Annotated in this window: 24 protein-coding genes; 16 read left to right on the forward strand and 8 right to left on the reverse strand. The window is 71.2% G+C overall.

The features are described from left to right. Window positions 1-195: 195 nt before the first annotated feature. The 3 genes from CUC05_RS10125 to CUC05_RS10135 are packed head-to-tail and all read left to right on the forward strand — an operon-like array spanning window position 196 to window position 2,932. Window positions 196-1,008 (forward strand): SDR family oxidoreductase, encoded by an 813-nt coding sequence (locus tag CUC05_RS10125; protein ID WP_108665977.1) that lies wholly within the window; start codon window positions 196-198, stop codon window positions 1,006-1,008. Window positions 1,009-1,028: 20 nt separating this feature from the next. After that, window positions 1,029-2,150, forward strand: a complete 1,122-nt coding sequence (locus CUC05_RS10130; RefSeq protein WP_108665978.1) for a Coenzyme F420 hydrogenase/dehydrogenase, beta subunit C-terminal domain — start codon at window positions 1,029-1,031, stop codon at window positions 2,148-2,150. Then, on the forward strand, window positions 2,147-2,932 hold the full coding sequence (locus CUC05_RS10135) for an SDR family oxidoreductase (protein ID WP_240606237.1): 786 nt from the start codon (window positions 2,147-2,149) through the stop codon (window positions 2,930-2,932). The genes CUC05_RS10130 and CUC05_RS10135 overlap by 4 nt, the downstream gene beginning before the upstream one ends. A 389-nt stretch (window positions 2,933-3,321) precedes the next feature. Here the strand turns inward: CUC05_RS10135 and CUC05_RS10140 are convergent, their stop codons facing one another. Genes CUC05_RS10140 through CUC05_RS10150 form a run of 3 tightly spaced genes read right to left on the reverse strand, consistent with a single transcriptional unit; the run spans window position 3,322 to window position 5,925 of the window. Next, window positions 3,322-3,924 (reverse strand): biotin transporter BioY, encoded by a 603-nt coding sequence (locus CUC05_RS10140; RefSeq protein ID WP_108665979.1) that lies wholly within the window; start codon window positions 3,922-3,924, stop codon window positions 3,322-3,324. A gap of 43 nt (window positions 3,925-3,967) precedes the next feature. After that, a complete protein-coding gene (locus tag CUC05_RS10145; RefSeq protein WP_108665980.1) occupies window positions 3,968-5,209 on the reverse strand; it encodes an NAD(P)/FAD-dependent oxidoreductase in 1,242 nt (413 codons plus the stop codon). Then, a complete protein-coding gene (locus CUC05_RS10150; RefSeq protein ID WP_157965426.1) occupies window positions 5,206-5,925 on the reverse strand; it encodes an SDR family NAD(P)-dependent oxidoreductase in 720 nt (239 codons plus the stop codon). The genes CUC05_RS10145 and CUC05_RS10150 overlap by 4 nt, the downstream gene beginning before the upstream one ends. Window positions 5,926-6,085: 160 nt before the next feature. Between CUC05_RS10150 and CUC05_RS10155 the strand changes: the two genes are divergently transcribed. The 4 genes from CUC05_RS10155 to CUC05_RS10170 are packed head-to-tail and all read left to right on the forward strand — an operon-like array spanning window position 6,086 to window position 9,689. Further along, complete coding sequence (locus CUC05_RS10155) at window positions 6,086-6,412, forward strand: non-heme iron oxygenase ferredoxin subunit (RefSeq protein WP_240606238.1); 327 nt, start codon at window positions 6,086-6,088, stop codon at window positions 6,410-6,412. 38 nt (window positions 6,413-6,450) lie between these two features. After that, the gene (locus CUC05_RS10160; RefSeq protein ID WP_108665983.1) at window positions 6,451-7,566 is read left to right on the forward strand and encodes an LLM class flavin-dependent oxidoreductase; all 1,116 of its coding nucleotides are present in this window, start codon (window positions 6,451-6,453) and stop codon (window positions 7,564-7,566) included. A gap of 42 nt (window positions 7,567-7,608) precedes the next feature. After that, on the forward strand, window positions 7,609-8,868 hold the full coding sequence (locus CUC05_RS10165) for a cytochrome P450 (RefSeq protein WP_108665984.1): 1,260 nt from the start codon (window positions 7,609-7,611) through the stop codon (window positions 8,866-8,868). Further along, entirely contained in the window at window positions 8,865-9,689 is an 825-nt protein-coding gene (locus CUC05_RS10170; protein ID WP_108665985.1) for a sugar phosphate isomerase/epimerase family protein, read from the forward strand. The genes CUC05_RS10165 and CUC05_RS10170 overlap by 4 nt, the downstream gene beginning before the upstream one ends. A gap of 15 nt (window positions 9,690-9,704) precedes the next feature. Here CUC05_RS10170 and CUC05_RS10175 read toward each other — a convergent pair whose 3' ends face one another. Then, a complete protein-coding gene (locus CUC05_RS10175; RefSeq protein ID WP_108665986.1) occupies window positions 9,705-10,169 on the reverse strand; it encodes a nuclear transport factor 2 family protein in 465 nt (154 codons plus the stop codon). A 57-nt stretch (window positions 10,170-10,226) separates the two neighbouring features. Between CUC05_RS10175 and CUC05_RS10180 the strand changes: the two genes are divergently transcribed. Continuing rightward, the gene (locus tag CUC05_RS10180; protein ID WP_108665987.1) at window positions 10,227-11,117 is read left to right on the forward strand and encodes an alpha/beta fold hydrolase; all 891 of its coding nucleotides are present in this window, start codon (window positions 10,227-10,229) and stop codon (window positions 11,115-11,117) included. Here the strand turns inward: CUC05_RS10180 and CUC05_RS10185 are convergent. From CUC05_RS10185 to CUC05_RS10195, 3 genes are all read right to left on the reverse strand, one after another. Further along, the gene (locus CUC05_RS10185; protein WP_108665988.1) at window positions 11,105-11,569 is read right to left on the reverse strand and encodes a hypothetical protein; all 465 of its coding nucleotides are present in this window, start codon (window positions 11,567-11,569) and stop codon (window positions 11,105-11,107) included. The two genes, CUC05_RS10180 and CUC05_RS10185, sit on opposite strands and share 13 nt — an antisense overlap. 113 nt (window positions 11,570-11,682) lie before the next feature. Beyond that, window positions 11,683-14,088 carry a cell wall-binding repeat-containing protein gene (locus CUC05_RS10190; protein ID WP_108665989.1) on the reverse strand — a complete coding sequence of 802 codons (2,406 nt, stop codon included), beginning with the start codon at window positions 14,086-14,088 and terminating at the stop codon, window positions 11,683-11,685. 37 nt (window positions 14,089-14,125) lie between these two features. Then, window positions 14,126-15,064 (reverse strand): DMT family transporter, encoded by a 939-nt coding sequence (locus tag CUC05_RS10195; protein ID WP_108665990.1) that lies wholly within the window; start codon window positions 15,062-15,064, stop codon window positions 14,126-14,128. Window positions 15,065-15,148: 84 nt separating this feature from the next. On the opposite strand from CUC05_RS10195, the gene CUC05_RS10200 reads away from it, so the two are divergent. Both CUC05_RS10200 and CUC05_RS25865 read left to right on the forward strand, forming a co-directional pair. Beyond that, complete coding sequence (locus CUC05_RS10200; protein ID WP_108665991.1) at window positions 15,149-16,267, forward strand: hypothetical protein; 1,119 nt, start codon at window positions 15,149-15,151, stop codon at window positions 16,265-16,267. Further along, on the forward strand, window positions 16,264-16,794 hold the full coding sequence (locus tag CUC05_RS25865) for a UGSC family (seleno)protein (protein WP_273701421.1): 531 nt from the start codon (window positions 16,264-16,266) through the stop codon (window positions 16,792-16,794). Before CUC05_RS10200 ends, CUC05_RS25865 begins: the two co-directional genes overlap by 4 nt. 278 nt (window positions 16,795-17,072) lie before the next feature. On the opposite strand, the gene CUC05_RS10215 is transcribed toward CUC05_RS25865, so the two are convergent. Then, window positions 17,073-18,689, reverse strand: coding sequence for an AMP-binding protein (locus tag CUC05_RS10215; protein ID WP_108665994.1), 1,617 nt, complete (start codon window positions 18,687-18,689; stop codon window positions 17,073-17,075). A gap of 101 nt (window positions 18,690-18,790) precedes the next feature. Between CUC05_RS10215 and CUC05_RS10220 the strand changes: the two genes are divergently transcribed. The 6 genes from CUC05_RS10220 to CUC05_RS10245 are packed head-to-tail and all read left to right on the forward strand — an operon-like array spanning window position 18,791 to window position 24,708. Beyond that, window positions 18,791-19,261: a nuclear transport factor 2 family protein gene (locus CUC05_RS10220; protein ID WP_157965427.1), complete on the forward strand. Its 471-nt coding sequence runs from the start codon at window positions 18,791-18,793 to the stop codon at window positions 19,259-19,261. 46 nt (window positions 19,262-19,307) lie between these two features. Further along, on the forward strand, window positions 19,308-20,180 hold the full coding sequence (locus CUC05_RS10225; RefSeq protein WP_157965428.1) for a branched-chain amino acid ABC transporter permease: 873 nt from the start codon (window positions 19,308-19,310) through the stop codon (window positions 20,178-20,180). A gap of 10 nt (window positions 20,181-20,190) precedes the next feature. Further along, window positions 20,191-21,312, forward strand: coding sequence for a branched-chain amino acid ABC transporter permease (locus CUC05_RS10230; protein ID WP_157965429.1), 1,122 nt, complete (start codon window positions 20,191-20,193; stop codon window positions 21,310-21,312). Next, window positions 21,294-22,124: an ABC transporter ATP-binding protein gene (locus tag CUC05_RS10235; protein WP_205712248.1), complete on the forward strand. Its 831-nt coding sequence runs from the start codon at window positions 21,294-21,296 to the stop codon at window positions 22,122-22,124. The genes CUC05_RS10230 and CUC05_RS10235 overlap by 19 nt, the downstream gene beginning before the upstream one ends. Then, window positions 22,121-22,951: an ABC transporter ATP-binding protein gene (locus CUC05_RS10240; RefSeq protein WP_205712249.1), complete on the forward strand. Its 831-nt coding sequence runs from the start codon at window positions 22,121-22,123 to the stop codon at window positions 22,949-22,951. The genes CUC05_RS10235 and CUC05_RS10240 overlap by 4 nt, the downstream gene beginning before the upstream one ends. After that, window positions 22,951-24,708, forward strand: a complete 1,758-nt coding sequence (locus CUC05_RS10245; protein WP_157965430.1) for an AMP-binding protein — start codon at window positions 22,951-22,953, stop codon at window positions 24,706-24,708. The genes CUC05_RS10240 and CUC05_RS10245 overlap by 1 nt, the downstream gene beginning before the upstream one ends. Window positions 24,709-24,719: the final 11 nt, after the last annotated feature.

Consider the following 24,719-nt stretch of genomic DNA (forward strand, 5'->3'; position numbering starts at 1 on the left):
CCGTACTGACAGCGGTCGTCCGTACTGACAGCGGTCGTCCGTACTGACAGCAGTCGTCCGTACTGACAGTGGTCGCCGGCGTCGTCCCGGCGTCGGTACGGATCGTCGCTTGACCGGGTGGCCGCGCACGCTCTAGAGTCACTTACCAAACAGTCGGTAGAATCCGACGTTCGTCCGTCCCGAGGTGCTGAGCCAATGTCGTCGTCCGCCTACTTCCAGGGCCCCTGGGCCCCTGCCGCCGATCGCGCGCTCGTCACCGGCGGCAGCTCGGGCATCGGACGCGACATCGCGCTGATGCTGGCGGGGGCGGGGGTCGAGGTGTACGTCGTCGGCCGTCGGATGGAGAAGCTGCAGGCCGTGGTCGAGGAGGCCGAGGGGTCCGTCACCCCGCTGGCCGCTGACATCCGTGACGCCGATGCCGTCGACGCCGCCTTCACCGCCGCGGAGGAGGCGGGCGGTCCGGTGCCGCTGCTGGTCAACGCCGCCAGCGGGGCCTTCCTCGCCGCCGCCGAGGACATCAGCCCGGGCGGGTTCGCCGCCGTCGTCGGCTCCAGCCTGAACGGCCCCTTCCACGTGCTGCGCCGCTGGGCCCAGCCGCTGCTGGCCGCCGGGACCGCCGGCGCCGCGATGATGGTCTCCAGCGCCCTGGCCGAACGCGAGGTCCCCGGTGCCGCACACTCGAGCGCCGCCAAGGCGGGCCTCGAAGCGCTGATCCGCTCCCTCGCCGTGGAGTGGGGGCCCCGCGGCCTGCGCATCAACTCCCTCGCCCCGGGGGCGTTCTCCACCGAGGGCGCGGACGCCGGCATGTGGAGCTTCGGGCCGGTCCACGACGCGGCGCTCGGCAACATCCCCCTCGGCCGGTTCGGCGCGTCCGACGAGCTGCTCGGCCCCGCCGCGTTCCTGCTCAGCCGCGCGGCCGGATACGTGACCGGCGCAACCGTCGTGGTAGACGGAGGCTGGCATCTTTCTCCCCACCCCTTCGGGTCGGTCTTCCCGACCCGTGGCTGATCGACGACCGGAGACTTCTCATGGGTGACGTGCACTGGCGAGAGCTGTACCGCGAGGTGGTGGAACCCGGGCTGTGCACCGGCTGCGCCGCCTGCGTGATGGTCTGCCCCCGCGACGTACTGGGCTACACCGACGAGTACTGGCCGGTCCAGATCGGTGAGGGGATGGACAAGGACCAGTGCGTCATCGGTGACCGCGGGTGTGACATCTGCACCCGGGCGTGTCCCCGGTTCCGCAACTGGGAGACCGACATCGACGAGGTGCTGTTCGGCCAGCCGCGCGAGCCCGACCAGGTCTATGGCCACGTGCGCTCGATCCTGCTGACCCGTGCGACCGACAAGGCCGTGCACGAGCAGGGCCAGGACGGCGGGCTGGTGTCCACCCTCCTCATCTGGGGACTGGAGAACGAGATGATCGACGGCGCGCTGACGTCGGCGATCACCGAGACGCGCGGGCCGTTCGACTCCGAGCCCGCCCTCGTGACCGACCGCGAGGGGGTGCTGGCCACCGCCGGGTCGCGCTACACCTACTCCGCCAACCCGCTGGCGATGAAGCAGGCCGACGAGCAGAAGCTCAAGCAGATCGCGCTGGTCGGCATGTCCTGCCAGGCGTCGATCAACGGCACCGTCGAGACCTACGGGGTCAACAAGTACAAGCGCAAGATCGCCCTGACGATCGGCCTGCTGTGCTCCAAGACCTTCACCTACGAGGGGCAGAAGCTGGTCCTCGCCAACCACGACATCGACATCAACGACGTCGTGAAGGTCAACATCAAGGGCCGCTACATGGTGTGGCTGCGTGATGGCTCCTACCACGAGCTGCCGCTGAAGGAGTTCCACCCCTACACCCGCGAGGGCTGCAAGAAGTGCCCGGACTTCGCGGCCGAGCACGCCGACATCTCCACCGGCGGGATCGGCGCGGACGACAACTGGACGCTGACGCTGATCCGGACCGCCCGTGGTGAGGAGTGGATGAAGGGTGTCATCGACGCCGGCCTGATCGAGGCCCGCCCCGGCGAGGAGGACCCGGTCGCCATGAACCTGCTGACCAAGCTGTCGACGGTGTCCCGCAAGCGCTGGCCCATGGACGACCTGGTGGGCGACGCCCGCCGTCCCGGCCTGCTGCCGATCGTCTCGACGTGAGCGAGGGGTTGTCCGTGCCCGGCGGGCTGTTCGACGTCGCCGGGCGGCACGTGCTGATCACCGGCGGCTCGCGGGGGATCGGCGAGATGATCGCCCGCGGGTTCCATGCGGCGGGCGCCACGGTGTACCTGACCGCACGCGGTGCGGATGCCTGCGCGGCGGTGGCCGACGACCTCGGGGAGCGAGCCGTCGCCCTGCCTGCCGACGTCTCGACGCCCGCGGGTGTGCGGGCGCTGGTGGACGAGCTGTCGACCCACACCGACCGGCTGGACGTCCTGGTCAACAACGCCGGCGCGACCTGGGGAGCCGACATCGAGGACTACCCCGACGAGGCGTGGGACAAGGTGCTCGGCCTGAACCTGAAGGCGCCGTTCGCCCTGACCGTCGCCTGCCTGGACCTGCTGCGTGCGGCGGCGACCGCCGACCACCCCTCACGCGTGATCAACATCGGGTCCGTCGACGGCATGCGCGTGCCGATCTGGGAGTCCTACGCCTACTCCGCCTCCAAGGCCGGCGTGCACCAGCTGACCCGCGTCGTCGGCGCCCGCCTGGCCCGCGAGCACATCACCGTCAACGCCATCGCCCCCGGCCTCTTCCCCTCGAAGATGACCGCCTTCGCGCTGGAGGCCGACGAGGAGGGGCTGGAGGAGTCCGTGCCGCTGGGCCGCATCGGCCGCCCCGACGACGCCGCCGGCGCCGCCATCTTCCTGTCCTCTCGCGCCGCCTCCTGGATCACCGGCGCCATCCTCCCCGTCGACGGCGGCATGGTCACCCTCCAGTAGCCCCGCCGAACCGGCAGCTGGACCCTGGCCGGGGCGGGCAGCTCGGCCCCGCCGAACCGGCAGCTGGGCCCTGGCCGGGCCGGCAGCTCGGCCCTGACGGATCTTGACCCAAGTGAAGGGGGAGCGGAGGGGACCTGGGTACCAATCCGTCAGCGCGGGGACCCGTCCGACGGGTTCGCCGCATCGAGGTGGGTCAACATCCGTCACAGGGTGGGGATGAATCCGTCAGGGGGACGCGGGCCCAGGGTGGGGATGAATCCGTCAGGGGGACGCGGGCCCAGGGTGGGGATGAATCCGTCAGGGGGAGGTGGGCCGGGTCGGCCGGGGGGCGAACGCGGACGCCCCGGCCGTCGGGGCCGGGGCGTCGTGGCGTCGGTCGTGACGCGGGGTCAGTCGGTGCGGCGGGAGAGGGCCGGGAGGGCGGCCATTGCCAGGGCGATCTTGACGGCGTCACCGATCAGGAAGGGGTACACGCCACCGGTCCACGCGGCCTTGAGGGCGTCGCCCCACGCGAGGGTCTCGGCGGCCATGAAGTGCAGCCAGGTGGTCAGGTAGCCGGCGCCGAGGGCGTAGATGACCAGGTTCCCCAGCACCATCGCGGCCGCGACCATCGGGGCCGAGCGGTGCCAGCCACGCTGGGCCAGCGCACCGGTCGTGCCGGCGGCCAGGACGAAGCCCCACAGGTAGCCACCGGTCGGGCCGGCCAGCGTGGCGGCGCCTCCGGTCAGGCCAGCGAAGACCGGCAGGCCCATCGCGCCCTCACCGAGGTAGGCCAGCACGGTGGCCATCGCCAGCTTCGGGCCGAGCACGAAGCCGAGCAGCAGCACCACGAGGGTCTGTGCGGTGATCGGCACCGGCCACATCGGCACCTGGAGCTGGGCCGAGATCGCCAGGGCAGCGCTGCCGACGGCGACGGCGACGACCTGGCGGGGCACGGTCGCCAGCAGCGCCGGGCGGGCGGCGGGCAGGATCGGAAGGTGGACAGTCGACATGGGGGCTCCTCGGTCTTCGGGGTGGGTGAGAACGTAGCGAACGTCAGCCGGTGCGAGCCAAACGGCGCAGGTCGGTGGAGGGGTCTGCGAGGGCAGCATCGTCGACGGCGAGGTCGGCGGCAACCAGCGCCTGCGCACCGCGGACGACTCGGCCGACCTGTCGGCCGCGCGACACACCGGTCGCCGCGACCAGCTGGTCGCCCCGGACGCCGAAGGCGAACAGGCCGGTCTCCAGGTCGTCGGCCGACCCGCGCAGGACCCAGCGGTCGGCGCGGTCGGGCCATCCGGCGACCTGCACGGAGAGGTCCAGCTGGTCCGACCACGACCACGGCACGTCGACGTAGCGGGTGGGCTCGCCGAGGATCGTGCGGGCGGCGTGCTGGCCCATCGCCATGGCCGGTGTGTAGGCCTCGTGGCGAGTGGTGGTCCCGTCGGCTGCGCGGACACGGGCCACGTCGCCGATCGCCATGATCGTCGGGTCGCTGGTGACGAGCAGCTCGTCGACCAGCACCCCGTCGTCGATGGCCAGGCCCGCGGCGGCTGCCAGGTCGGTCCGTGGCGACACGCCGGTGGCGACCAGCACGTGGTCGGCCGGCAGCTCGGTCCCGTCGGCCAGGCACACCACGGCGTGCCCGGCCGATGACGCGGCGGAGGACACCACCGAGGTGGGAGGGGTTGCCAGGCGCACCTCGATGCCCTCGGCGGCGTGCCGGTCCAGGACCACCGCCGACACCTCGGGCGGCAGCACCCGGCCGAGCGCGGTCGGCGCGGCCTCCAGGACCACCACCGACGCGCCGCGAGTACGTGCGGCCGCGGCGACCTCGAGGCCGATCAGGCCCGCCCCGACGACGACCAACCGGGCACCGGGACGAAGCCGGTCGGCCAGTACCTCGGCCTCGGCGGCGTCGCGCAGGGTGCTGGCGTCGGGGCCGTCCAGGCCGGGGACGGGCGGCACCCTCGGTGCGGCACCGGTGGCCAGCACCAGCCGGTCCCAGCCGATCCGCTTGCCGTCGGCCGTGACGACCTCGTGGGCCGTGCGGTCGATCTCCACGACGTCGGCACGGCGGACGACGTCGTCGGTCAGCACCTCGGGGAACAGCTCGGGCGCCGCGGCCATCTCCCCGGTCAGCAACCCCTTGGAGACCGCAGTCCGGTCGTACGGCGTGCATCCCTCACCCGCGAGCACGACCACCGAGCCGTCGTGCCCGCCCCGGTGCAGCCCGTGGACCAGCGCAGCCGCAGCAGGGCCGCCGCCGACCACCACCACCCGTGGACCAGCCGTCATGCCGTCGCCCCACCGTCGACGACGAGCGTCGCCCCCGACACGTACGACGCCTCGTCGGACAGCAGGAACACGATGGTCGCCGCGATCTCCGACGGGTCGGCCCAGCGGCCCAGCGGGATCGCGCGGGTGACCCGCTCCATCGACTCCTCCGTGACGTCGCCCACCATCGGGGTCGCGGTGCCGCCGGGACAGACGGCGTTGACGCGTACGCCGTGGCGGCCGTACTCGCGCGCGGCGGTCCGGGTGTAGGCGATCGCGGCGGCCTTGGACGCGGAGTAGGGTGCCAGCCCCGGTCGGGCGCCGAGCGCCGCGTTGGACGCCACGTTGACGATCGCGCCCCCGCCCGAGGCCACCATGTGCGGCAGCACCTGCTGCATGGTCGACAGGACCGCGTGGGTGTTGACCTCGAAGGTGGTCCGCGCGCGGCTGAGGGGTTGGTCGGCCATGCGGTCGCCGGTGTGGCCGAGCGTGCCGGCGCAGTTGACCAGGCCGTGCACGCGGCCGAGGTCGCGGATGGCCTCCGACATCGCAACCGCCACGGCGCCCTCGTCGGTGACGTCCAGCACGGCGGCGCGGTGCGGCGCCTCCACCTCGATCGCCGACAGGTCCCACGAGACGGTCGTGGCCCCTCGCCCGCGCAGCAGCTCGACGGTCGCCAGGCCGATTCCGGACCCGGCGCCGGTCACGGCCACCACCCGCCCGTCGAGGTCTGCCACGTTCGCTCCGTCCACATCGAGTTCCATCGTCGAGCCCACGCCGGGCCCGTATCGACACCCGGCCCGGACCGCGGGAACACGGCCCGACAGGGTTGTCTACTTACCGTTCGGTAGACTATTATGGCGAGGCACCACCAGACAACCCCCGGGAGGAACCAGCGTGGACGAGTCGAGCGCACATCGGGTGGCCGGGGCTGCGTCCCTGGCGCCCGGCGAGGTCCGGCTGCTCGAGGTCGGGGGCCAGCGTGTCTGCCTGGCCCGCACCGACGACGACGAGCTGTTCGCGGTCGACGACATCTGCAGCCACGAGGAGGAGTCGCTCAGCGAGGGCTGGCTGGATGGCAGCTGCATCGAGTGTCCCGCTCACAACTCCGTGTTCGACCTCCGCACCGGCGAGGCGCTGACCCTCCCCGCGACCGAGCCCGTCCGCACCTACCCCGTCACCACCGACGGCGACGACGTCATCGTCACCGTCCCCACGGCCTGACCCCCGCTCGCCACCGACGACCCCCCACAGGAGCCCCCATGGACATCCAGCTCGGCGCACCCGGCGCCATCACCCCGCCGATCGACCGTGGCATCGCCGCCGGGGTGAAGATGGAGCAGGCCGGCTACGACGGGGTCTGGTGGCCCGACCACCTGATGGGCTGGCACCCCGACAGCATGTGGAACACCGACTACACGCCGCTGGCGAACTACCAGCAGTCCAGCCACGTGTACGCCGACCCGTTCGCCATGATGTCGGCCGTCGGTGCCCAGACCGAGACGATCAAGCTCGGCACCTGCGTGACCGACCTGCTGCGCCGTCACCCGGCCTCGGTCGCCCAGACCATGCTGACGCTGGACCACATGACCAAGGGCCGCGCCATCCTCGGCGTCGGCTCGGGAGAGCAGCTCAACATCGAGCCCTACGGGATGGAGTGGGACAAGCCGGTCGGCAAGCTCGCCGAGGGCCTCGAGGTCATCAAGCTGCTGTTCAACGCCGGCGCGGAGAAGGTCGACTTCGAGGGCACCCACTTCCGGCTGAAGGACGCAGTGATGGGACTGGACCCCTACGGCGACACCCCACCGGAGATCTGGCTGGCCGCCCACGGCCCCCGCATGCTCGGCCTGACGGGGCAGTACGCCGACGGCTGGCTGCCCACCAAGATGTCACCGGAGGCCTACCGCTCCTCCCTCGACACCATCCTGAAGGCCGGCAAGGACGCCGGGCGGGACATGGAGGGCTTCACGCCCGGCATGCTCGGCTACTTCCTGATCGGCCCCGACGAGGAGTCCGTCCAGCGGCTGCTGGCCTCGGAGATGGTCCGCATGCTCTGCATCCTCATGCCCAACTGGGTGTACGAATCCATGGGGCTCGAACCGCCGCTCGGCGGCAGCGGTGGCTTCCACGACTTCATCCCCACCCGGGTGCCGCGTGAGGAGGTCGACCGGATCCTGACCAGGATCCCGCCGCAGGTGTCGTCGCACTACGCCTTCGCCGGCACGCCCGAGCAGCTGGCCGAGGAGATCGAGGCCTACCACGACGCCGGCCTGCGCCACCTCGTCATGTGGAACATCACCGGCCTCGGTGACCCCGAGCTCGCCCGCTACAGCTTCAAGGGCATGGACGAGCTGAAGGCCATGGTCAGGTCAGCCTGACCGCGCCCGACCGCACACCCACGACCACCTCCAGGAGCCACCATGACCACGACCGCGCTCGACGACGTCGACCTGCTGTCCCCGGCAGCGACCGAGGACCCCTACGCCACGATGCAGGCGCTGCGCGATGCCGCGCCTGCCGTGTGGTCGGACCGTCATCAGGCCTGGGTGGTCGCCCGCTACCGCGACGTCGAGTCGGCGCTGACCGACCGGCGGCTGTCCTCCGACCGGGTCGCGCCGGTGCTGGCCCGGGCCCGCGCGGAGGACGCCCCGGGTGAGGAGTCCTCGGCCTCGCGGATCCTCGAGATCCTGAAGTCGTGGATGGTCGTGTCGGACCCACCGGCCCACACCCGCCTGCGCAAGCTGGCTGCCGGCGCCTTCAAGGGCCAGCGGATCAGCCTCATGGGCGAGGCCATCCAGGCACGCGTCGACCAGATCCTCGACGACTTCATCGCCTCGGGTGAAGGCGACCTGATCCATCACGTCGCCTACCCCCTGCCCGCCGCCGTCATCGCGGAGATGATGGGTGTGCCGCTGGAGGACCAGGACCGCTTCCGGGCATGGTCCGACGAGCTCGCCCTGGTGGCGTTCGGGGCCGGTGGGGCCGCCCGTGGCGACCGCCACGAACGGGCGCTGCGGGGCATCGAGGAGATGTTCGCCTACCTCCAGGGGCTGGTCGACGCCGCACGGGCCGAGCCGGGCGAGGACATGATCAGCGCCCTGGCCGCCCCCGTGGAGGACGGCGACCGGCTTGACGACCAGGAGCTGCTGAGCATGCTCGCGCTGCTGCTGTTCGCCGGCCACGAGACCACGATCAACGCCACCGCCAACGGCGTCCTGGCCCTGCTGCGCAACCCCGACCAGATGCAGGCGATGCGCGAGGACCCCGACATGGCCGCCAAGGCGGTGGAGGAGCTGCTGCGCATCGACGGGCCGATCAAGGTGCTGGTCCGCTGGGTGCTGGAGGACATCGACATCGACGGGGTCACCGTCCCGGCCGGTGACCGGATCTTCCTCGCGCTCGCTGGGGCCAACCACGACCCCGACTACTTCGACGACGCCGCGTCGCTGGACATCACCCGCCACCCCAACCGCCACGTCGCGTTCGGCCGGGGCATCCACGCGTGCATCGGTGCGCAGCTGGCCCGGCTGGAGATGCGCCACATGCTGCAGAGCATCGTCGAGCGGTTGCCCGGCCTGCGGCTGGCCGACGACGCCACCCTGGAGTACGTCCCGAGCCTGGCGTCCCGCGCGCTGAAGGAGCTGCCGGTCGTGCACGACGCCGGGCCTTCCACCCGGTGAGCGACGGCCCGGCACCCGAGATGGTGCTGTCGGTCATGACCGTGCCCGACGCGCCGTTCGAGGCCAGGGTCGTTGCGGCGGCCGCCGCGGGATTCGACGGGATCGGGCTGCGGCCGGGTGACCGGACACGTGCCCACCAAGCCGGCCTGTCCGACGCCGACCTGCAGGCGATGCTGCGCGACGGCGGACTGGACGTCGTGGAGATCGACGTCATCAGCGGCTGGGGCGGCACGGGGGAGCAGCAGGCCAGCGCGCGACGCCACGAGCAGCGGGTCTTCGAGCTGGCCGACGCGCTCGGCGGACGCCATGTCACGGTCGTCGGTGACGTCGAGGGGTCGCGGGATCGGGTCGCGTCGACGTTCGCCGACCTGTGCGACCGGGCCGCCGCGCACGACCTGGGCGTCGGGCTGGAGTACCTCCCGTGGACGACCGTGCCCGACCTGCCCACCGCGCTGCGGATCGTCGAGGACGCCGGACGGCCGAACGGCAGGGTCGTCATCGACAGCTGGCACCACTTCCGGGGCGCGGACGACATCCACCAGCTCGAGGACGTCCCCGCCGAGCTGGTCGCCGCCGTCCAGATCGACGACGCCGGGCCTCGCCAGGACGACGTGCCGCTGGTGGAGGAGACCATGGACCGCCAGCTGCCCGGGGACGGCACCTTCGACCTGCGGTCGTTCCTCCGGGCGCTGCGGCACGTGCTCGCCACGACGCCGCTGTGCGTGGAGGTCATCTCCCCGCGGCTGGCGGTGATGCCACCGACCAAGGCGGTTGCGTTGGCCGCGGCGGCGACTCGGTCCGTGCTCGGCGCGCGTCGCTGAGGCCGTCCCGTGGGGTCAGGCCGTCTGCGGGGTGCGGCGTCGCGGGTGTCCGCTGTAGGTGCGGGCCGGCCCGCCGCCATCGGGTTCCGACCCGATGCCGTGCAGCTCGTGGCGGGCGATCCGCCAGCCGTCGCCGGTGAGGACGAGGGACTGGACGTACCGGCCGTGCAGCAGCCACGTCCCACCGGTGTCGCGGAAGCGGTGGAAGGCCTGGACGACGGCGGTCTGGGTCGCCCGGTCCCACTGGGCGTCGACGACGTGGCTGCCGATGAGGTGACTGGTGGCCTCGCACCGATCCAGCGCCTTCCCGACGTAGGCGACGATCTCGTCTCGGCCCGTCAGCTCCGTGCCCAGCAGCCACGCGGTCGCGTCCTCGGTGAACAGCGTGGCGAGGCTGTCGAGGTCCACCGCGTCGATGTGGTCGGCGTATCGGCCGAGCAGCCCACGGATGGCCTCGAGGTCGTTGGCGGTGTTGGACATGGCGGCTCCTCAACGCAGGTGACTTACTGATAAGTAAACTATGACAGGATCCGTCGCATGACCAGTCCTCCACCACCCTGGTTGGGCGCCGCCCTCGCCCGCGAACCGCGCTCGGTCGCGACGACGGTCGACGGGGTGGCCCAGCACCGGCTGGAGTGGGGGACGCCCGGGCAGCCGCTCGTGGTCCTCCTGCACGGCGGCGGGGCACACGCGCGGTGGTGGAGCGCCGTCGCCGGGCTGCTGGCGGATTCGTGGCACGTCGTCGCGCTGGACATGGTCGGCCACGGCCGCTCGTCACATCGCGCCGGCTACACCTTCGGCAGCTGGGTCGACCAGGTGATGGCCGTGGTGGAGGAGGTGGGCGCGGCGTCCCCGCTGGTCGTCGGGCACTCCATGTGCGGCGTCGTGGCGGCGATGGTCGGGGCCGAGCACGGGGACGGGCTCGGCGGAGTGGTCGTCGTGGACACCCCGCTGGACATCCCCCGACCGGAGTCCATCGGCCACGCCGAGCAGATCATGGCATCGCGGCGGTACGCCGAGTCGGCCGAGGCCCTGACCAGCAGGTTCCGCCTGCTGCCCGACCAGCCGGTCGTCCACCCCTCCCTCCTGGCGCACCTCGCCGAGCACGCGGTCGTGGAGACCCCCGACGGGTGGACGTGGGCGTTCGACCCGACCCTGTTCGTGGGCCACCCAGCCGACCGACCACGAGAGGTCGGGGAGGTGCTGGCGGCCAGCGGCTGCCCCACGACGGTGATCGTGGCCGACGACTCCCCCGTCGTGCCGCCCGTGCAACGCGACCGCATGGACCGGCTCGCGCGGGATCACCAGCACCTCTCGGTGGTCGTCGAGCCGGGCCACCACCACCTGATGCTCGACCGTCCACGGGAGCTGGCCCGCCTGGTCAGCGAGGCTGGCCCTCGCCGACGTGGCGCTGGCTACCGGCGCTGATCGATGATCTCGCCGTCGTCGTCGTAGGCCGTGACCTGTCGACCGTCGTCGTCTCCCGGCAGCTCCAGCCAGAACCAGGTCAGGCCGTGGGCCCGCACGACCGCCGCGTCCCCCATGACCCCCTGGAGGCTCTCGACCTCGACACGCACGGTCCGATCGTCGACGGGTCCGGCGACCAACGTGATCGGTTGGCCGTTGCGTGTCGTGGCGAACTCGGTCGCCTCGGTCAGCGTGATGGGTCGTGTGTACTCACCGACACCGCTCACACCCCGGTCGTAGCGATGTTCGAGGTGCTGCGCTGGCGTCACGACGAGCTGCCAGTCGTCGCCGCGGGTCAGGACGTGCGACCCGTCGGCGGGAACGTCGAAGACCTCGGCCATCCCGGGCAGGTCCGACCCCGCACACCCGCTGATGAGGACCGCGGTCAGCACCACCGCGGTCACGACACCCACAACGCGACTGTCCACCCCGACCCCCGGAACCCGATCGACACTGGTCGGTCAGGAGACTACCGGTCTCCGGGGCGGAGTCATCTCGGGTCGGTTGCCGCGGAGTCCGGTCCAGCTCAGCAGGTGCCGATGGAGTCGGGTTCGGGGATGTCGACGAAGGCGAAGGCGTCGTTCACCCCGTCGGTGACCTCGAACAGCCCGTTGAGGCTGCTGTCGGGTTGCTCGAACTCACTGGCAGGGAGGGAACCGTCGTAGGGGACGTTGGCGATGTCGAGCTCGAGGGCGTAGGTGCTGGTGCCGTAGAGGTCCGACAGGACGAAGAACTGGTCGGCAGCGCCGTCGAAGTAGGTCCCGCTCAGGACCGCCCCGTAGGTGAAGAAGTCCCAGCAGGCGGTGATGTCGCGGGGCTGGGTGGCGTTGATGCTCACGGTCCCCACGGCGCCGGCCTGGCCCCCGGTCCCGGGCGTGCAGTCGGGGACGGTGCCGGGACTCTCGATGTTGAGGAACGCGAAGGCGTTGTCGACGCCGTTGGTCACCTCGAACAGCCCGTTGAGGGCACCGTCGGGCTGCTCGAGCTCGTTGGCAGGCAGGCTGCCGGAGTACCCGCCGAAGTTGATGTCGAGGTCCATGGTGTAGGTGCCGGCGACGTTGTCCAGCGCGAAGAACTGGTCGTTGGCACCGTCGAAGTAGGTGCCGAGGATTTTCGACGGGGAGGCCCAGCAGGCGGTGATGTCACGGGGTTCGGTGGCGTTGATGCTCACCGTCCCGATGACACCGCCCGTGCCGCCGGAGTCCGACTCGCAGGCCGGGAGGGCGAACCGGTCGGGCATGACCACGGTGGCCTGGGTGCTCGCGCCCGACGGTGACGTCGTGGTGAAGGTGCCGTCGTAGCCGTTGGCGGTGGTGAAGTCGTCGGCGTGCAGCGTGCCGGTGTGGAGCTCGCCGAACCGCATGACCCGCAGGGTGTAGTTGGGCACGTCCTGGCTGAGCTCGAACAGCAGGTCGGCCCCGGCGTCGGCGTAGGTGCCGCGGATGAGGTTGTCGACGGTGTTGCGGTCCTCGCATGCGGTGATCGGCAGCGGGGTGCCGCTGGCATCGAACTCGATCGTCCCGATGCCGTCGCCGGCGCCGTCCTGGTCGCAGCTGGGGAGGTCGAACCGGTCGGGGATCTCCACCGTTGCCTGTGTGCTGGCGCCCGACGGCGTCGACGTGGTGAACGTGCCGCTGTATCCCCGGTCGGTGACGACGTCGTTGCCGTTCAGGACGCCGGTGTGGAGCTCACCCTGGTGCATGAAGCGGAGGGTGTAGTTGGGCACGTCCTGGCTGAACTCGAAGAGGAGGTTGCCGTCGCCGGCGGCGTAGGTGCCCCTGATGAGGTTGTCGACGGTGTTGCGGTCCTCGCACGCGGTGATCGGCAGCGGGCTGCCGGACGGGGTGACCTGGATCGTGCCGATGACACCGTCGTCCTCGGGGAAGCCACCCGCAGCCGCCCGGGCTGCGCTGCTGACGCTGTCCGGGATCGCGGACTGGGGGCCGAACGTGATGATCTTCCCCGGCCTCGCCATGCCCAGGTAGTCCTGCACGTCCGTCACCAGACCCGTCTCGTTGCCGTACACGATGGACATGTTCTCCCGGCCGCCGACGGCTCCCGCCGCGAGGGAGTAGGCCCAGCCGTCCTCGTTGAACCCGTTGACCAGCCCGACGATGGATGGCGTGGGGATCTCGGATGCGACCCGTGCCGAGGTCTCGGCGCGGGACGGACCGGCGAGCCTCGTCACGGTCACGCCGAGCTCGACCAGCTGATCCTCGACGGCCTGGCTGATGGCTGCCGTCCCGCCCAGGATGGTGACGTTGTCGACGCGGCGCTCGAGGATGAAGGCATGCACGGCGGGGTGCAGCTCCTCGAGGGGGTTCACCACGATCGGCTGACCACGCAGGCCGGCGAGGCCCCCCGCGGCGGCGGAGTCCGCCGGGTTGTTGTCGCGGGCGAGGAAGATGCTGGAGACGTCATCGAACGTCCTGGCGATCTCCAGCGAGGTCTCGACCCGTCCCGACCCGGCGAGCCGTGCCACGCAGTACCCCATGTTCCTGATCTCGTCCTCGACGGTGGCCGAGATCGCGGCCGGCCCGCCGAGGATGGTGACGTACATCTCCGCCTCGTCGCACGTCAGGCTCGGGAGCGGCAAGAGGCGTTCGATCTCCAGGCGGACCGCGCCATCCAGCCGGTCCGTGGGGTTCAGCAGCAGTGGGCCACGACCCACCGCGTTTGCCCACGACGACCCGCCGAGGTTGTCGGCGAAGACGTTGGAACGGCCGATGGCGATGCTCGTGATCCTGGGGTCGTCGTCGTCGAAGAACCGCTCGGAGATCTGGATCGACGCGGCGGTCGGGTCCGTGGTGTCGGCGACTCGCTCGTCGCCGCTGGTCCCCTGGGCGCTCGCCGGTGCCACCAACAAGGCCAGCAGCACCGCCAGCCCGGTCGCGATCGTGGTCAGCAAGGACGCGGAGGGGCGTGACGCCATGAGGTGATCCCGTTTCAGGAGCGAGTACTGTGCGTGATCACGCTAATGAACGGCGCTCAGTCGGGCAAGGGTGATCCGGTGGTCGTGTTTGGCTAGTCCGTCCGCGGGCCTGTGTCAGGACCACGCCGAGGACGATGAGCGCGCCACCGCCCAGCCCGATCAGCGACAGGTCCTCCCGGAGGATCGTCCAGCTCCACGCCACGCCGAAGAGCGGGACGAGGAAGGTGTAGCTGCCGACCTCGTTGGCCGGCAGCACGCCCAGGGCCAGGTTCCACACGATGTAGGGGATCAACGTCCCGCCGACGACCAGCTGGACGAACCACAGCCACCGCAGGCCCTCCAGCGCGCCGATCCCGGCCATCGCGCCGGGGGCCAGCGGCACCAGCCACACCGCGCCGAACAGCAGGCCGGTGAACGTCAGCGTCAGGGGGTGCATGCGGCCCTGCACCGCCTTGGTCAGCACCGTGTAGCCGGCGAAGGACACCTGGGCGAGGAACACCAGCGCCGCCCCCCATGGGTTGCGGACCGTCAGCGCCGTCCCGCCGCCGGTGGCGAAGACGATGACCACGCCCGCGCCGGCCAGCGCCAGCACCATCCCGACCACCGCTCGCGCCGACACCCGCTCCCGCAGGACCAGCGCCGACATCGCCGCGGTCACCGCCGGCTGGGTCGCCACCACCAGACCGGCCATCGCCGGGGCCAGGTAGTTCTGCCCGGTCGCCAGCAGCAGCTGCGAGCCCGGCACCGACAGCAGGCCGGCAAACACGAGGATCACCACGTCCCGACGGTCGAGCCTCGGACGCAGGCGGGGCACGAACGCCAGGATGGCCAGCACCGCAGCCACGACGGCGATGAAGCGCACGACCACGATCTCGGTTGCCGTCAGCACCTCCAGCAGCTCGTGGTTGGCCACGAACTGCAGGCCCCACAGCGCCATCGCCACCGTCAGCGACACGCGGGCGGTCCGTGCGGTCATGCGATCGGGCTCCTCGACAGCTTTACCAACCGGTCAGTTGGTTGTATTGTGCGCATCATTGCACCGAAAGGAGGAGTTGGCGAGATGAGCGACCTCATCGAGATCGAGGACCTCGACGTCCAGGAGCGGTTCTTCGAGGAGGGGTGGACCGACGGCCTGCCGATCGTCCCCCCGACCCCCGATCGCGTGCTCGACATGATGCTGGCGGCCGGGGTGACCGACCCCGACGACGTGCTCGGCACCGTCCCCCAGCGGGGCCTGGCCGTCACCGTGGAGAAGGCCGCCATCAACGCGGTCATGGCTGGCTGCCGGCCGGAGTACTTCCCGATCGTCATCGCCGGCCTGTCCGCGATGCTCGACCCGGCGTTCAACGCCCACACCGCCACCACCAGCACCGGCGGCGCGGCCATCTGCACCATCGTCAGCGGCCCCATGGCCCGCGAGGTCGGGATGAACGGCACGCACAACGCGCTCGGCTCGGGCAACCGGGCCAACGCCACGATCGGTCGGGCCATCCGCCTGGTCGCCGGCAACGTGCTTGGCGCGAAGAGCGGCGGGCTGGACGGCAGCTCGATGGGGCACCCGGGCAAGTACACGCTCTGCTTCGCCGAGGACCCGCCCCGTGCGCCGTGGCAACCGCTGTCCGCCGACCTCGGCTTCGATGCCGACGACACCGTCGTGACGGTCGTTCCCACCGAGGGTCCGCGGCAGGTCGCCAACCACCTCGTCGAGGACCCCGAACGCCTCCTGCTGACCTTCGCCGCCGCGATGAAGGTCCCCTCCAACTTCGTGTCCGGCAAGGGTGGGCAGGGCGTCGTCGTCCTGGGCCACGAGCACCACCTCGCCGTCGTCGAGGCCGGCTGGAGCCGACGAGACGTCCAGGAGTTCCTCGCCGAGGCCTCGCGCATCACCCCAGAGGAGCTGCGCGCCGGCGGCATCGACCTGCCCGAGGGCAGCTCCCACGACCTGGTTCCCGGCCCCGACGGCAAGCTCGCGACCGTCCCCACCCCTGACGACGTGTTCGTCGTCACCGCCGGCGGTGCCGGCGCCGGCTGGTCGGCCTACATCCCGTCCTGGGCCCCCGTCGACGTCGCCATGGCTCGCGCCGTCAGCCGCCGGGTGCGGCCACCGGGCGAGGCGCTGCCCGACTGCGGCCCCGACGGCTGCGAGGTCACCCTCCCACCCATGGGGGAGGACTCGTGACCGTCATCCGCGTCCATCGGCCCGACATGGCCACCTCGTCCGCCGACGCGCTGGACCTGGCCCCACGCGTGCCGCTGCCCGACGACGCCAGGCTGCTCATCGTCGACAACGGCAAGCCCAACGCCAAGGCGCTACTCGGCCACATCGGCGAGCGGCTGCGCGACCTCCTGGGCATCGCCCACGTCGAGGTCCACACCAAACCCTCTGCCGGCGCCCCGCTGGACGCCGACGTGACCCGGATGCTGGCGGCTCGCTCGCACCTGGTGATCTCCGGCCTCGGTGACTGAGGGGCCTGCACCGCGTGCAGTTTGCACGACTCCGTCCAGTTCGAGCGGCTGGGAATCCCCGCCACGCTCGTCATGACCGAGCCCTTCCAGGGCCTGGCTGCCCGCTTCGGGGCCACCCTCGGCGCGCCCGCCTACCCCACGGTCATGGTCCCCCACCCGGTGTCCACCAAGGACGACGCGGCGCTCCAGGCGCTCGCCGACCGTTTCGCCCCCGACGTGGCCGCCCGCCTCTCCACCTGACACACCCCGTCGTGTGGCCCCCCGTGCGTCCCCGTACGCCCTGTACGTCCCGTACGCCCCGTACGCCCGATCCCGACGGATTCGTACCCACCGGCTGACGCAATCGTCCCCTCCTCCACCGTCGAACCCGCTGGGGGAGGGCGGTCCGCCGGCGGAATCGTCCCCGTCGCAGCGACGCAGGGCTCCGAGTGGGGACGAATCCCGTCAGGGGGATGGGGCCCGGCCTCCCTCCCGGGATCCCGGGGGAGGGGCCGACGAGCACACGGGGGAGGGGTGGGTCAGCGGGTGACGACGTAGCCGATCGTGTCGCGGTCGACGACGCCGGGGGCGGTGGGGGAGGCCTCGAGCAGGTGCTTCTGGACCCGCTGGGAGGTGTTGCGGGGGAGGGACTGCACGGCGGCCACGTAGCGGGGGACCGCGAAGTGGGGCAGGCGGGTCTGGCAGTGGTCAAGCACCGACGCCACGTCCAGCGTCGCCCCCTCGCGGAGCTCGAGGTAGGCCAGGATCTCCTCGCCGCTGATCTCGTCGGGCACCCCGACGACGGCGCTGCCGGCCACCGACGGGTGATCCTCCAGCACCACCTCGACCTCGAAGGCCGACACGTTCTCGCCCCGCCGGCGGATCGCGTCCTTCTGGCGGCCGACGAAGTACAGGAAGCCGTCGTCGTCCAGCCAGCCCCGGTCGCCGGTGTGGAACCACAGGTTGCGGAAGGCCTCCACCGTCGCCTCCGGCATGCCCTCGTACTGCTCGATCATGATGTGGGGCACCGACGGCCGGGTGACGATCTCGCCCACCTCGCCGGCCGGCAGCGTCCGGTCGTCGCCGTCGACCACCGCGACCTCGCAGTCCTCCAGCGCCGTGCCGCACGACCCCAGCCGGTACGCGCCGGCCCGGTTCATCGTCACCGCCCCGGTCTCGGTCATCCCGTACAGCTCGTGCAGCGGCACCCCGAACCGGTCGGTGAACGCCTCGGCCACCGGCTTCGGCGCGCCTGCCCCGTAGCCCACCCGCACCCCGTGGCCGGTGTCCACCGACCGGGCGGGCTGCTTGAGCAACATCGTCAGCAACGAGCCCAGGTAGTGCACGGCCGTCACGCCCTCCTCGGCGCACTCCTCCCAGAACCGGCTGGCGGAGAAGCGCTCGCGGATGACGACGCGGCCCTCGACCAGCATCGCCGCGAGGGTCGAGACGTACCGGGCAGCGACGTGGAACAACGGGAAGGTGGTGAACAGCACCTCGCCCTGCCGGAACCCGGCGCCCCGCCCCACCGACCACGCCAAGCGGGTGTTGGCCCGGTGCGACAGCACGACGCCCTTCGACGGCCCGGTCGTGCCGGAGGTGAACAGCACCACCGACGGATCGGTGTCCGACACGTCCACCGTCGGTCCCGGCCGGACCCCGTCCACGAAGTCGGCCATGGACACCACGTCGGCGTCCCCGACCCGGCCGGGCAGGCCGTCGACGGCACCGCAGACCACCAGCGTCCGCAACGCCGGCAGGTCGTCGGCCACCTCCCCGATGCGGTCCAGCGCCCGTCGGTCCACCACGGCGAGGGACGCGCCGGTCAACCCCAGCGCGTGTCGCAGGCCGTCGCCCCGTGACGCCGTGTGCAGCGGCACCTCCACTACGCCGGCCTTCGCCATGCCGATCCAGCTGTGCACGAAGGACGGTCCGTTGGGCAGCATCACCGCCGCTCGGTCGCCCCTGCCGACCCCCGCCCGAGTCAGCGCGGCGGCCATGACCTCGGTCCGGTCGTCGAGCTCGGCGTAGGTGATGGGGACGCCCGGCGCGCCCGGGGACGCGCCGTCCGGGCTGATCGTGACGACCGGTGTGTCGGGTGACGCACCGGCCCGCTCGCGGACGATTCGTCCGATGTGGTGGCCGAGGTAATCCATGCGTATGAATATACTTGTTGAGACCCGGGACGGAACGGGTCTAGACTTACTTACCGACCATTCGGTAAGTTAGTGCCATCGATGCTGAGGAGCCGCTCCGCGTGACTGATCTGGCCGCAATCCGCGAGGTCGAGCAGGTGTTCGTCACCTACTTCGACCGAGTCGACGCCAAGGACCCCGAGGGGGCCGCGGCGGTCTTCGCCGAGGACGCGCGCATCGACATCATGACGGGTCGCGTCGTGGAGGGTCGGGACGCCTACGCGCGCACCCTCGCTGCGGTGCTCGGCCAGTACGGCCGGACCTCCCACCACGTGTCCAACTTCCAGGTCACCGTCGACGGCGACCGGGCGCAGCTGATGGCCTACGTCGACGCGGTGCACCGCATGAAGGACGACGGCCGCATCTGGCAGCTCTGGGCCCGGATCGTCGACGTGCTCGAGCGCCGCGACGGCGAATGGACCGTCGTCGAGCACACCCTCCACGGGGTCGACTCCGAGCCCCCGTGGGACGCCATCCCCGACGACTGGTATCCGGGCCACCCGGACCGCCCGTTCGCCGACACCGCCAGCTGATCCCTCCCCCACCCCCCGAACCAAGAGCCTACGGAAGGTCCTCGCGGTGTTCCTGCTGCAACTCCTCCTCAACGGGATAGCGATCGGCGCGATCTACGCGCTGGTCGCCCTGGGCTTCGTGCTCGTGTTCAAGGCCACCTCGGTCCTGAACTTCGCGCACGGCTCCTTCCTGATGATCGCTACCTACCTGGCGGTGACCTTCATCGACGTGCTCGAGCTGCCGTTCGCCGTCAGCCTGGTGGTCATCGCCGTCGTCCTCGCCGCAACCGGCGTGATCCTCCACTACGGGATCATGCGGCACATGGTCGGCAAGCCGTTCTTCTCCGTCGTGCTGGTCACCGTCGGCCTGGAGATCGTCATCCGGGCCGGCCTGCTGATCTTCTACGGCCCCACACCGCGCGGACGCCTGACCGCCCTGCCGCAGGGTCAGCTGAACTTCGGCACCGTGACCATCCCCTACGTCAACGGGTTCATGGTCCTGGCCGCCGCCATCTCCGTCGGTGCATTCCTGGTCTTCTTCCAGCGCAGCCGTTTGGGTCTGCACATGCGCGCGGTCGCGGAGAACCTCGAGGCTGCCGCCGCGATGGGCATCGACCCCAACAAGATCTACGCCGCCGCTTGGGGGATCGGCCTGACCATGGCCGCCATCGGAGGCGTCATGTACGCCCACTACACCCCGTCGGTGTCGCTCGGCGTGGCCGTGATCGGCCTGCGGGCGTTCCCCGCGGCGATCCTCGGCGGGATCGACTCCGTCGGCGGCGCCATCCTGGGCGGCCTGCTCGTCGGCATCGTGGAGAGCGTTGGCGCCGGCTACCTGGGCGCGGAGTACCGCGACGTCATCGCCTTCGGGATCATGTTCGCCGTCCTGCTGTGGCGCCCCTCCGGGCTGTACGGCACCCGCGACCTGGTCCGGGTCTGAGGAGCCAACCGTGAAGACTGCCACCACCGACTACCGCCAGGACCTGCGGCTGCTGCGCACGCGCGGCCAGCGCCTCAACGCCTTCGCCGTCGTCATCGTCGCCATCGCCGTCCCCTTCGCGCTGTCCTCCGGCTTCGACCCGCCGCTGGACTTCCCGTGGACCGCCTGGTTCCCCGCCATCAACCTGGCGCTCATCGCCACGATCGGCGCCGCCGCCCTCAACCTGCTGCTCGGCTACACCCACCAGGTCAGCGTCGCCCACGCCGCGTTCCTGATGCTCGGCACGATGCTCGGCGCCTGGATGGGCCAGCTGCACGGCGTGAACTTCGTCGTCGTGATGGTCGCCTCGCTGATCGTCGGCGGCCTCGTCGGGGTGATCGTCGGTCTGCCAGCCCTGCGCTTCAAGGGCCTGTACCTGCTGATCGCCACCTTCGGCGTCCACTTCTTCTTCCTGCTGGCCTACAAGAAGTTCATCGTCGGCTACTTCGGGTTCAACGCCATCATCTTCACCGCCCCCGAGGTGCCCGCCTGGCTGCACTGGCTGCCGTTCATCACGCCCGACGACAACGGCGTCTTCGCCATCGCCGGCAACTTCCGCTGGTACTGGGTCCTGCTGCCGATGGCGACGCTGTCGATCCTCTTCCTTTCCAACGTGGTCCGCAGCCGCGAGGGACGCGCCTTCATGGCCATCGCCGAGAAGGACGTGTCGGCGTCGCTGATCGGCATCAACGTCACCCGCACCAAGCTGACGGCGTTCGCGCTGTCCTCGGCCTTCGCGTCCCTCACCGGGGCCCTCGGCGCCTACTACATCGGCGCCCGCGGCGAGGACTCCTTCCCGTTCGAGCTGGTGCTCTTCTACGCCATCATGATCATCGTCGGCGGCATCTCGTCGTTCCAGGGAGCGGTGTTCGGCGCGTTCTTCTACTACCTGGCGCCGGTGCTGTTCGACTGGATCCGTGCGGAGGTCCCGGGCATTCGCTCCGTGGAGTTCCTGCAGGACTACGCCAACGAGACCAACCTCGCGATCTTCGGTGTGCTCATCGTGATCGTCCTGGTCGCCCGCCCCACCGGCCTCGTCGGTGTGTGGAAGTCACTGAAGGGATACGTGAGCTCGTGGCCGTACAGCAGCTGAACCCACACGCCGCAGGCGCCGACGCCGGCCTGGTCGTCCAGGGCCTGGCCGTGGACTACTCCGGCAGCGTCATCGCGCTGGACGGCGTGTCCATGCAGGTCCCCCCGGGCGGGTTCGTGTCCGTCCTCGGCGCCAACGGGGCCGGCAAGACCACCCTCGTCCGCGCCATCACCAACCTGCTGTTCGTGCACGACGGCAACGTCAGCCAGGGCAGCATCACCCTCGACGGCACGCCGATCGAGGCCGCCAGCGCCAGCAAGGTCGTCCGCGCCGGTGTCTGCCAGGTCCCCGAGGGGCGCATGCTCTTCCCCCGCCTGACGGTGGAGGAGAACCTGCTGGTCGGCGCGGCCAGCCGACGCGACGGGGACGGCATCGACGCCGACCTCGAGAAGATGTTCGAGCTGTTCCCCCAGCTCGTGTCGCGCCGGACCGATCGGGCCGGCTACCTCTCCGGCGGCGAGCAGCAGATGATCGCCGTCGGCCGGGCGCTGATGGCCAAGCCCCGCCTGCTGATCTGCGACGAGCTGTCGCTGGGGCTGGCCCCCATGATCGTCCGCGACCTCTTCGACCTGCTGACCCAGCTCAACGAGGAGGAGGGGATGGGCGTGCTCGTCATCGAGCAGAACGCCCGCGTCGCCCTGGCCCACAGCAAGTACGGCTACGTCCTGGAGACCGGCCGGGTGGTGGTCGAGGGGACCAGCAAGGACCTGCGAGAGGACGGCTACGTGCAGGAGTACTACCTGGGCGGGGCCGGAGATGCCAAGGACGCCTACGAGGCCGTCGTCGCCCGCTACACCGGGAGGGCCTCGTGAGCGCCCCCGTCACCCAGACCATGACCAACACCCCCGCGACCCAGGCCGCCCCGATCCTGACGCTCAACGACGTCACCGTGCAGTTCGGCGGGCTGAAGGCCTGCAACGGGGTGACCGCGCAGGTCCACCGTGGCGAGCTGTTCGCGCTGATCGGCCCCAACGGTGCCGGCAAGACGTCGTTGGTGAACGCCATCACCGGCGTCTACCAGCCCAACCCCGGCGCGGTCGTGGACTACACCGACGCCGACGGGACGACCCACAGCCTCCTCGGGCGCAAGCCCCATCAGGTCGTGCGCATGGGCCTGTCGCGGACCTTCCAGAACCTCGGCCTGTTCCCGCAGCTGTCGCTGCTCGACAACATGATGCTGGGCCGCTACATCCATCAGCGCGGTGGGGTGTTCGCTGCCGGCTTCCGGACCCGCAAGGCCGTGAAGGAAGAGGTGGAGGCGCGCGCCGCCGTCGAACGGGTCATGGACCTGCTGGAGATCTCCCACCTGCGGTTCGAGCCGGTGGGTGACCTGCCCTACGGCCTGCAGAAGCGCATCGAGCTGGGTCGCGTGCTGGCGATGGAGCCCGACCTGCTGCTGCTGGACGAGCCGATGGCCGGCATGACGGTGGAGGAGAAGCTGGACGTCGTCCGCTTCATCTACGAGATCCGTGCCGAGCTCGACGTCACCGTGCTGCTGATCGAGCACGACATGGCCGTCGTGATGAGCATCGCCGACCGCGTGCTCGCCCTGAACTTCGGCGAACCGATCGCGCTGGGCACCCCGGCGGAGGTCCAGCAGACCCCCGCCGTCGTCGAGGCCTACCTGGGAGCCGAGTGATGTTCGAGACGATCTGGACCCCCCTGGCCGCCCGTGCGGCCGACGCACCCGACTCCGTGGCCGTGCTGCAGAAGCGGTTCGGCCTGTGGACCGCCACCACCTCCGCCGAGCTGGTCGCCCGGGTCGTCGCCACCGCCACCGCCCTGCGGGACGACGGGGTCGGCCGCGGTGACGTCGTCGTCCTCGTGCTGGCTCCCCACGAGGACCGGGTCGTCATCGACCTCGCCGTCCAGCTGCTCGGAGGGCTGGTCGTCGGCGTGCCGTCCAACACCCCGCTGCCCCGGGTGCGTCACCTGCTGGAGGACAGCCCGCCCGCCGTGGCCGTCGTCCAGGGTCAGGCCGCGGCCGACGGCATCCTCGAGCTGCTCGACGACGGTGCCCTGCCCAAGCTGCGGCGCATGTACTACCTGGACCCGGCCGGCGTGCAGGAGTACGCCTCCCCCGTCCTGGCCCCCTTCCCGGCGGTCGACGCCGCGTCGGTGACCGCCCCGAGCACCGCCATGACGGCCCTCGCCGACGAGCTCGACCCGCTTGCCATCGCGGCCCGCACCACCACCTCGGGCACCTTCGCGCTGCCCGCCCCGGTGCTGCTCAGCCACGTCAACCTGGCCGCGGCGGCCAGCGCCACGATCGAGGCGTTCGACCTCGGCCCGGGCGACCGGGTCATGTCGTTCCGCCCCCTGTCGGACCCCGTCGAGCGTGGCGCCACGGTGTTCCCGGCGCTGCTGTCCGGGGCGACGCTGGTGCTGCCGGAGTCGCGGGCCAGCGTCGGGCAGGCGATGGTCGAGATCGCCCCCACCTACCTGCACCTCACCCCCCGCTTCGCCGAGGAGCTGGCCACCGACGTGCGGCTGCGCATGCAGGCCACCACCGGGCTCAAGGGCATGGTGCTCAAGTCGTGGAACGCCAAGCTGCGTGCCGCGGTGGAGGAGGGACGAACCCCCCAGCCCTCGGGCGTGTCGCGGGCGCTCGTCGGCCGGCACGTCCTGGGCAAGCTCGGCCTGGACCAGGTGCGCTGGCTGCTGGTCAGCGGCACGCCGATCTCACCCGAGGCAGTGGCGTTCTACGCCGCGCTCGGGGTCACGTTGCGCCGTGCCTACTCGATGGCGCAGGTCGGCGGGTTCGCCATGGCGACCACCGCAGGGACCGTCGGCTGGGAAACCGCCATGACCCCGGTCCCCGGCATCGAGGCCGGCGTCGAGCACGGTGAGCTGCTCCTGCGTGGGCCCTCCGTCAGCGAGGACGCCACCACCGACGGCTGGCTGCGCACCGGTGACTCCGCGGAGTCCGTCGACGACGGGTTCGTCGTCACCGGCAGGGTCGGCGACGACGTGCCGACCAGCAGCGGCGGGACCGTGACGGCACAGCAGGTCGCCGCCCGGCTGCGCTCCTCCCCCTACATCCGCGAGGCCGTCGTCGCCGTCGAGGACGGGTTCGTCGTCGCGGTCGTGGAGGCCGCCCAGGCCACCCTGTCGCGCTGGGCCAACAACAAGGGCCTGCGGTTCACCACCGCCCGGTCGCTGATCGCGCTGCCGGAGTCGCAGGAGCTGTTGCGCCGGGCCGTCGACACCGCGGCCGCACGCCTCGACGTGCAGCTCGACGACGTCAGGGTGCTGGCCGCGCCGCTCTCGGTCGCCGACGGCACCCTGACCGGCACCGAGAAGCCGGTGTGGGACGCGGTGCTCGCCGCCGAGGTCGTGCCGACCGGGGCGAGGGTGGACACCCCGACCGACGCCGCTGCACGCGCCCTGAAGTGAGCCGCCCCATG

Origin of the sequence: Euzebya rosea (genome assembly GCF_003073135.1) — a bacterium.
GTDB lineage: Bacteria > Actinomycetota > Nitriliruptoria > Euzebyales > Euzebyaceae > Euzebya > Euzebya rosea.

Excerpts from the sequence above, each read along its gene's own strand:
- CUC05_RS10125 (WP_108665977.1), top strand. The coding sequence starts at position 196 with ATGTCGTCGTCCGCCTACTTCCAGGGCCCCTGGGCCCCTGCCGCCGAT.
- CUC05_RS10130 (WP_108665978.1), top strand. The coding sequence starts at position 1,029 with ATGGGTGACGTGCACTGGCGAGAGCTGTACCGCGAGGTGGTGGAACCC.
- CUC05_RS10140 (WP_108665979.1), bottom strand. The coding sequence starts at position 3,924 with ATGTCGACTGTCCACCTTCCGATCCTGCCCGCCGCCCGCCCGGCGCTG.
- CUC05_RS10145 (WP_108665980.1), bottom strand. The coding sequence starts at position 5,209 with ATGACGGCTGGTCCACGGGTGGTGGTGGTCGGCGGCGGCCCTGCTGCG.
- CUC05_RS10160 (WP_108665983.1), top strand. The coding sequence starts at position 6,451 with ATGGACATCCAGCTCGGCGCACCCGGCGCCATCACCCCGCCGATCGAC.
- CUC05_RS10165 (WP_108665984.1), top strand. The coding sequence starts at position 7,609 with ATGACCACGACCGCGCTCGACGACGTCGACCTGCTGTCCCCGGCAGCG.
- CUC05_RS10175 (WP_108665986.1), bottom strand. The coding sequence starts at position 10,169 with ATGTCCAACACCGCCAACGACCTCGAGGCCATCCGTGGGCTGCTCGGC.
- CUC05_RS10180 (WP_108665987.1), top strand. The coding sequence starts at position 10,227 with ATGACCAGTCCTCCACCACCCTGGTTGGGCGCCGCCCTCGCCCGCGAA.
- CUC05_RS10190 (WP_108665989.1), bottom strand. The coding sequence starts at position 14,088 with ATGGCGTCACGCCCCTCCGCGTCCTTGCTGACCACGATCGCGACCGGG.
- CUC05_RS10195 (WP_108665990.1), bottom strand. The coding sequence starts at position 15,064 with ATGACCGCACGGACCGCCCGCGTGTCGCTGACGGTGGCGATGGCGCTG.
- CUC05_RS10200 (WP_108665991.1), top strand. The coding sequence starts at position 15,149 with ATGAGCGACCTCATCGAGATCGAGGACCTCGACGTCCAGGAGCGGTTC.
- CUC05_RS10215 (WP_108665994.1), bottom strand. The coding sequence starts at position 18,689 with ATGGATTACCTCGGCCACCACATCGGACGAATCGTCCGCGAGCGGGCC.
- CUC05_RS10245 (WP_157965430.1), top strand. The coding sequence starts at position 22,951 with ATGTTCGAGACGATCTGGACCCCCCTGGCCGCCCGTGCGGCCGACGCA.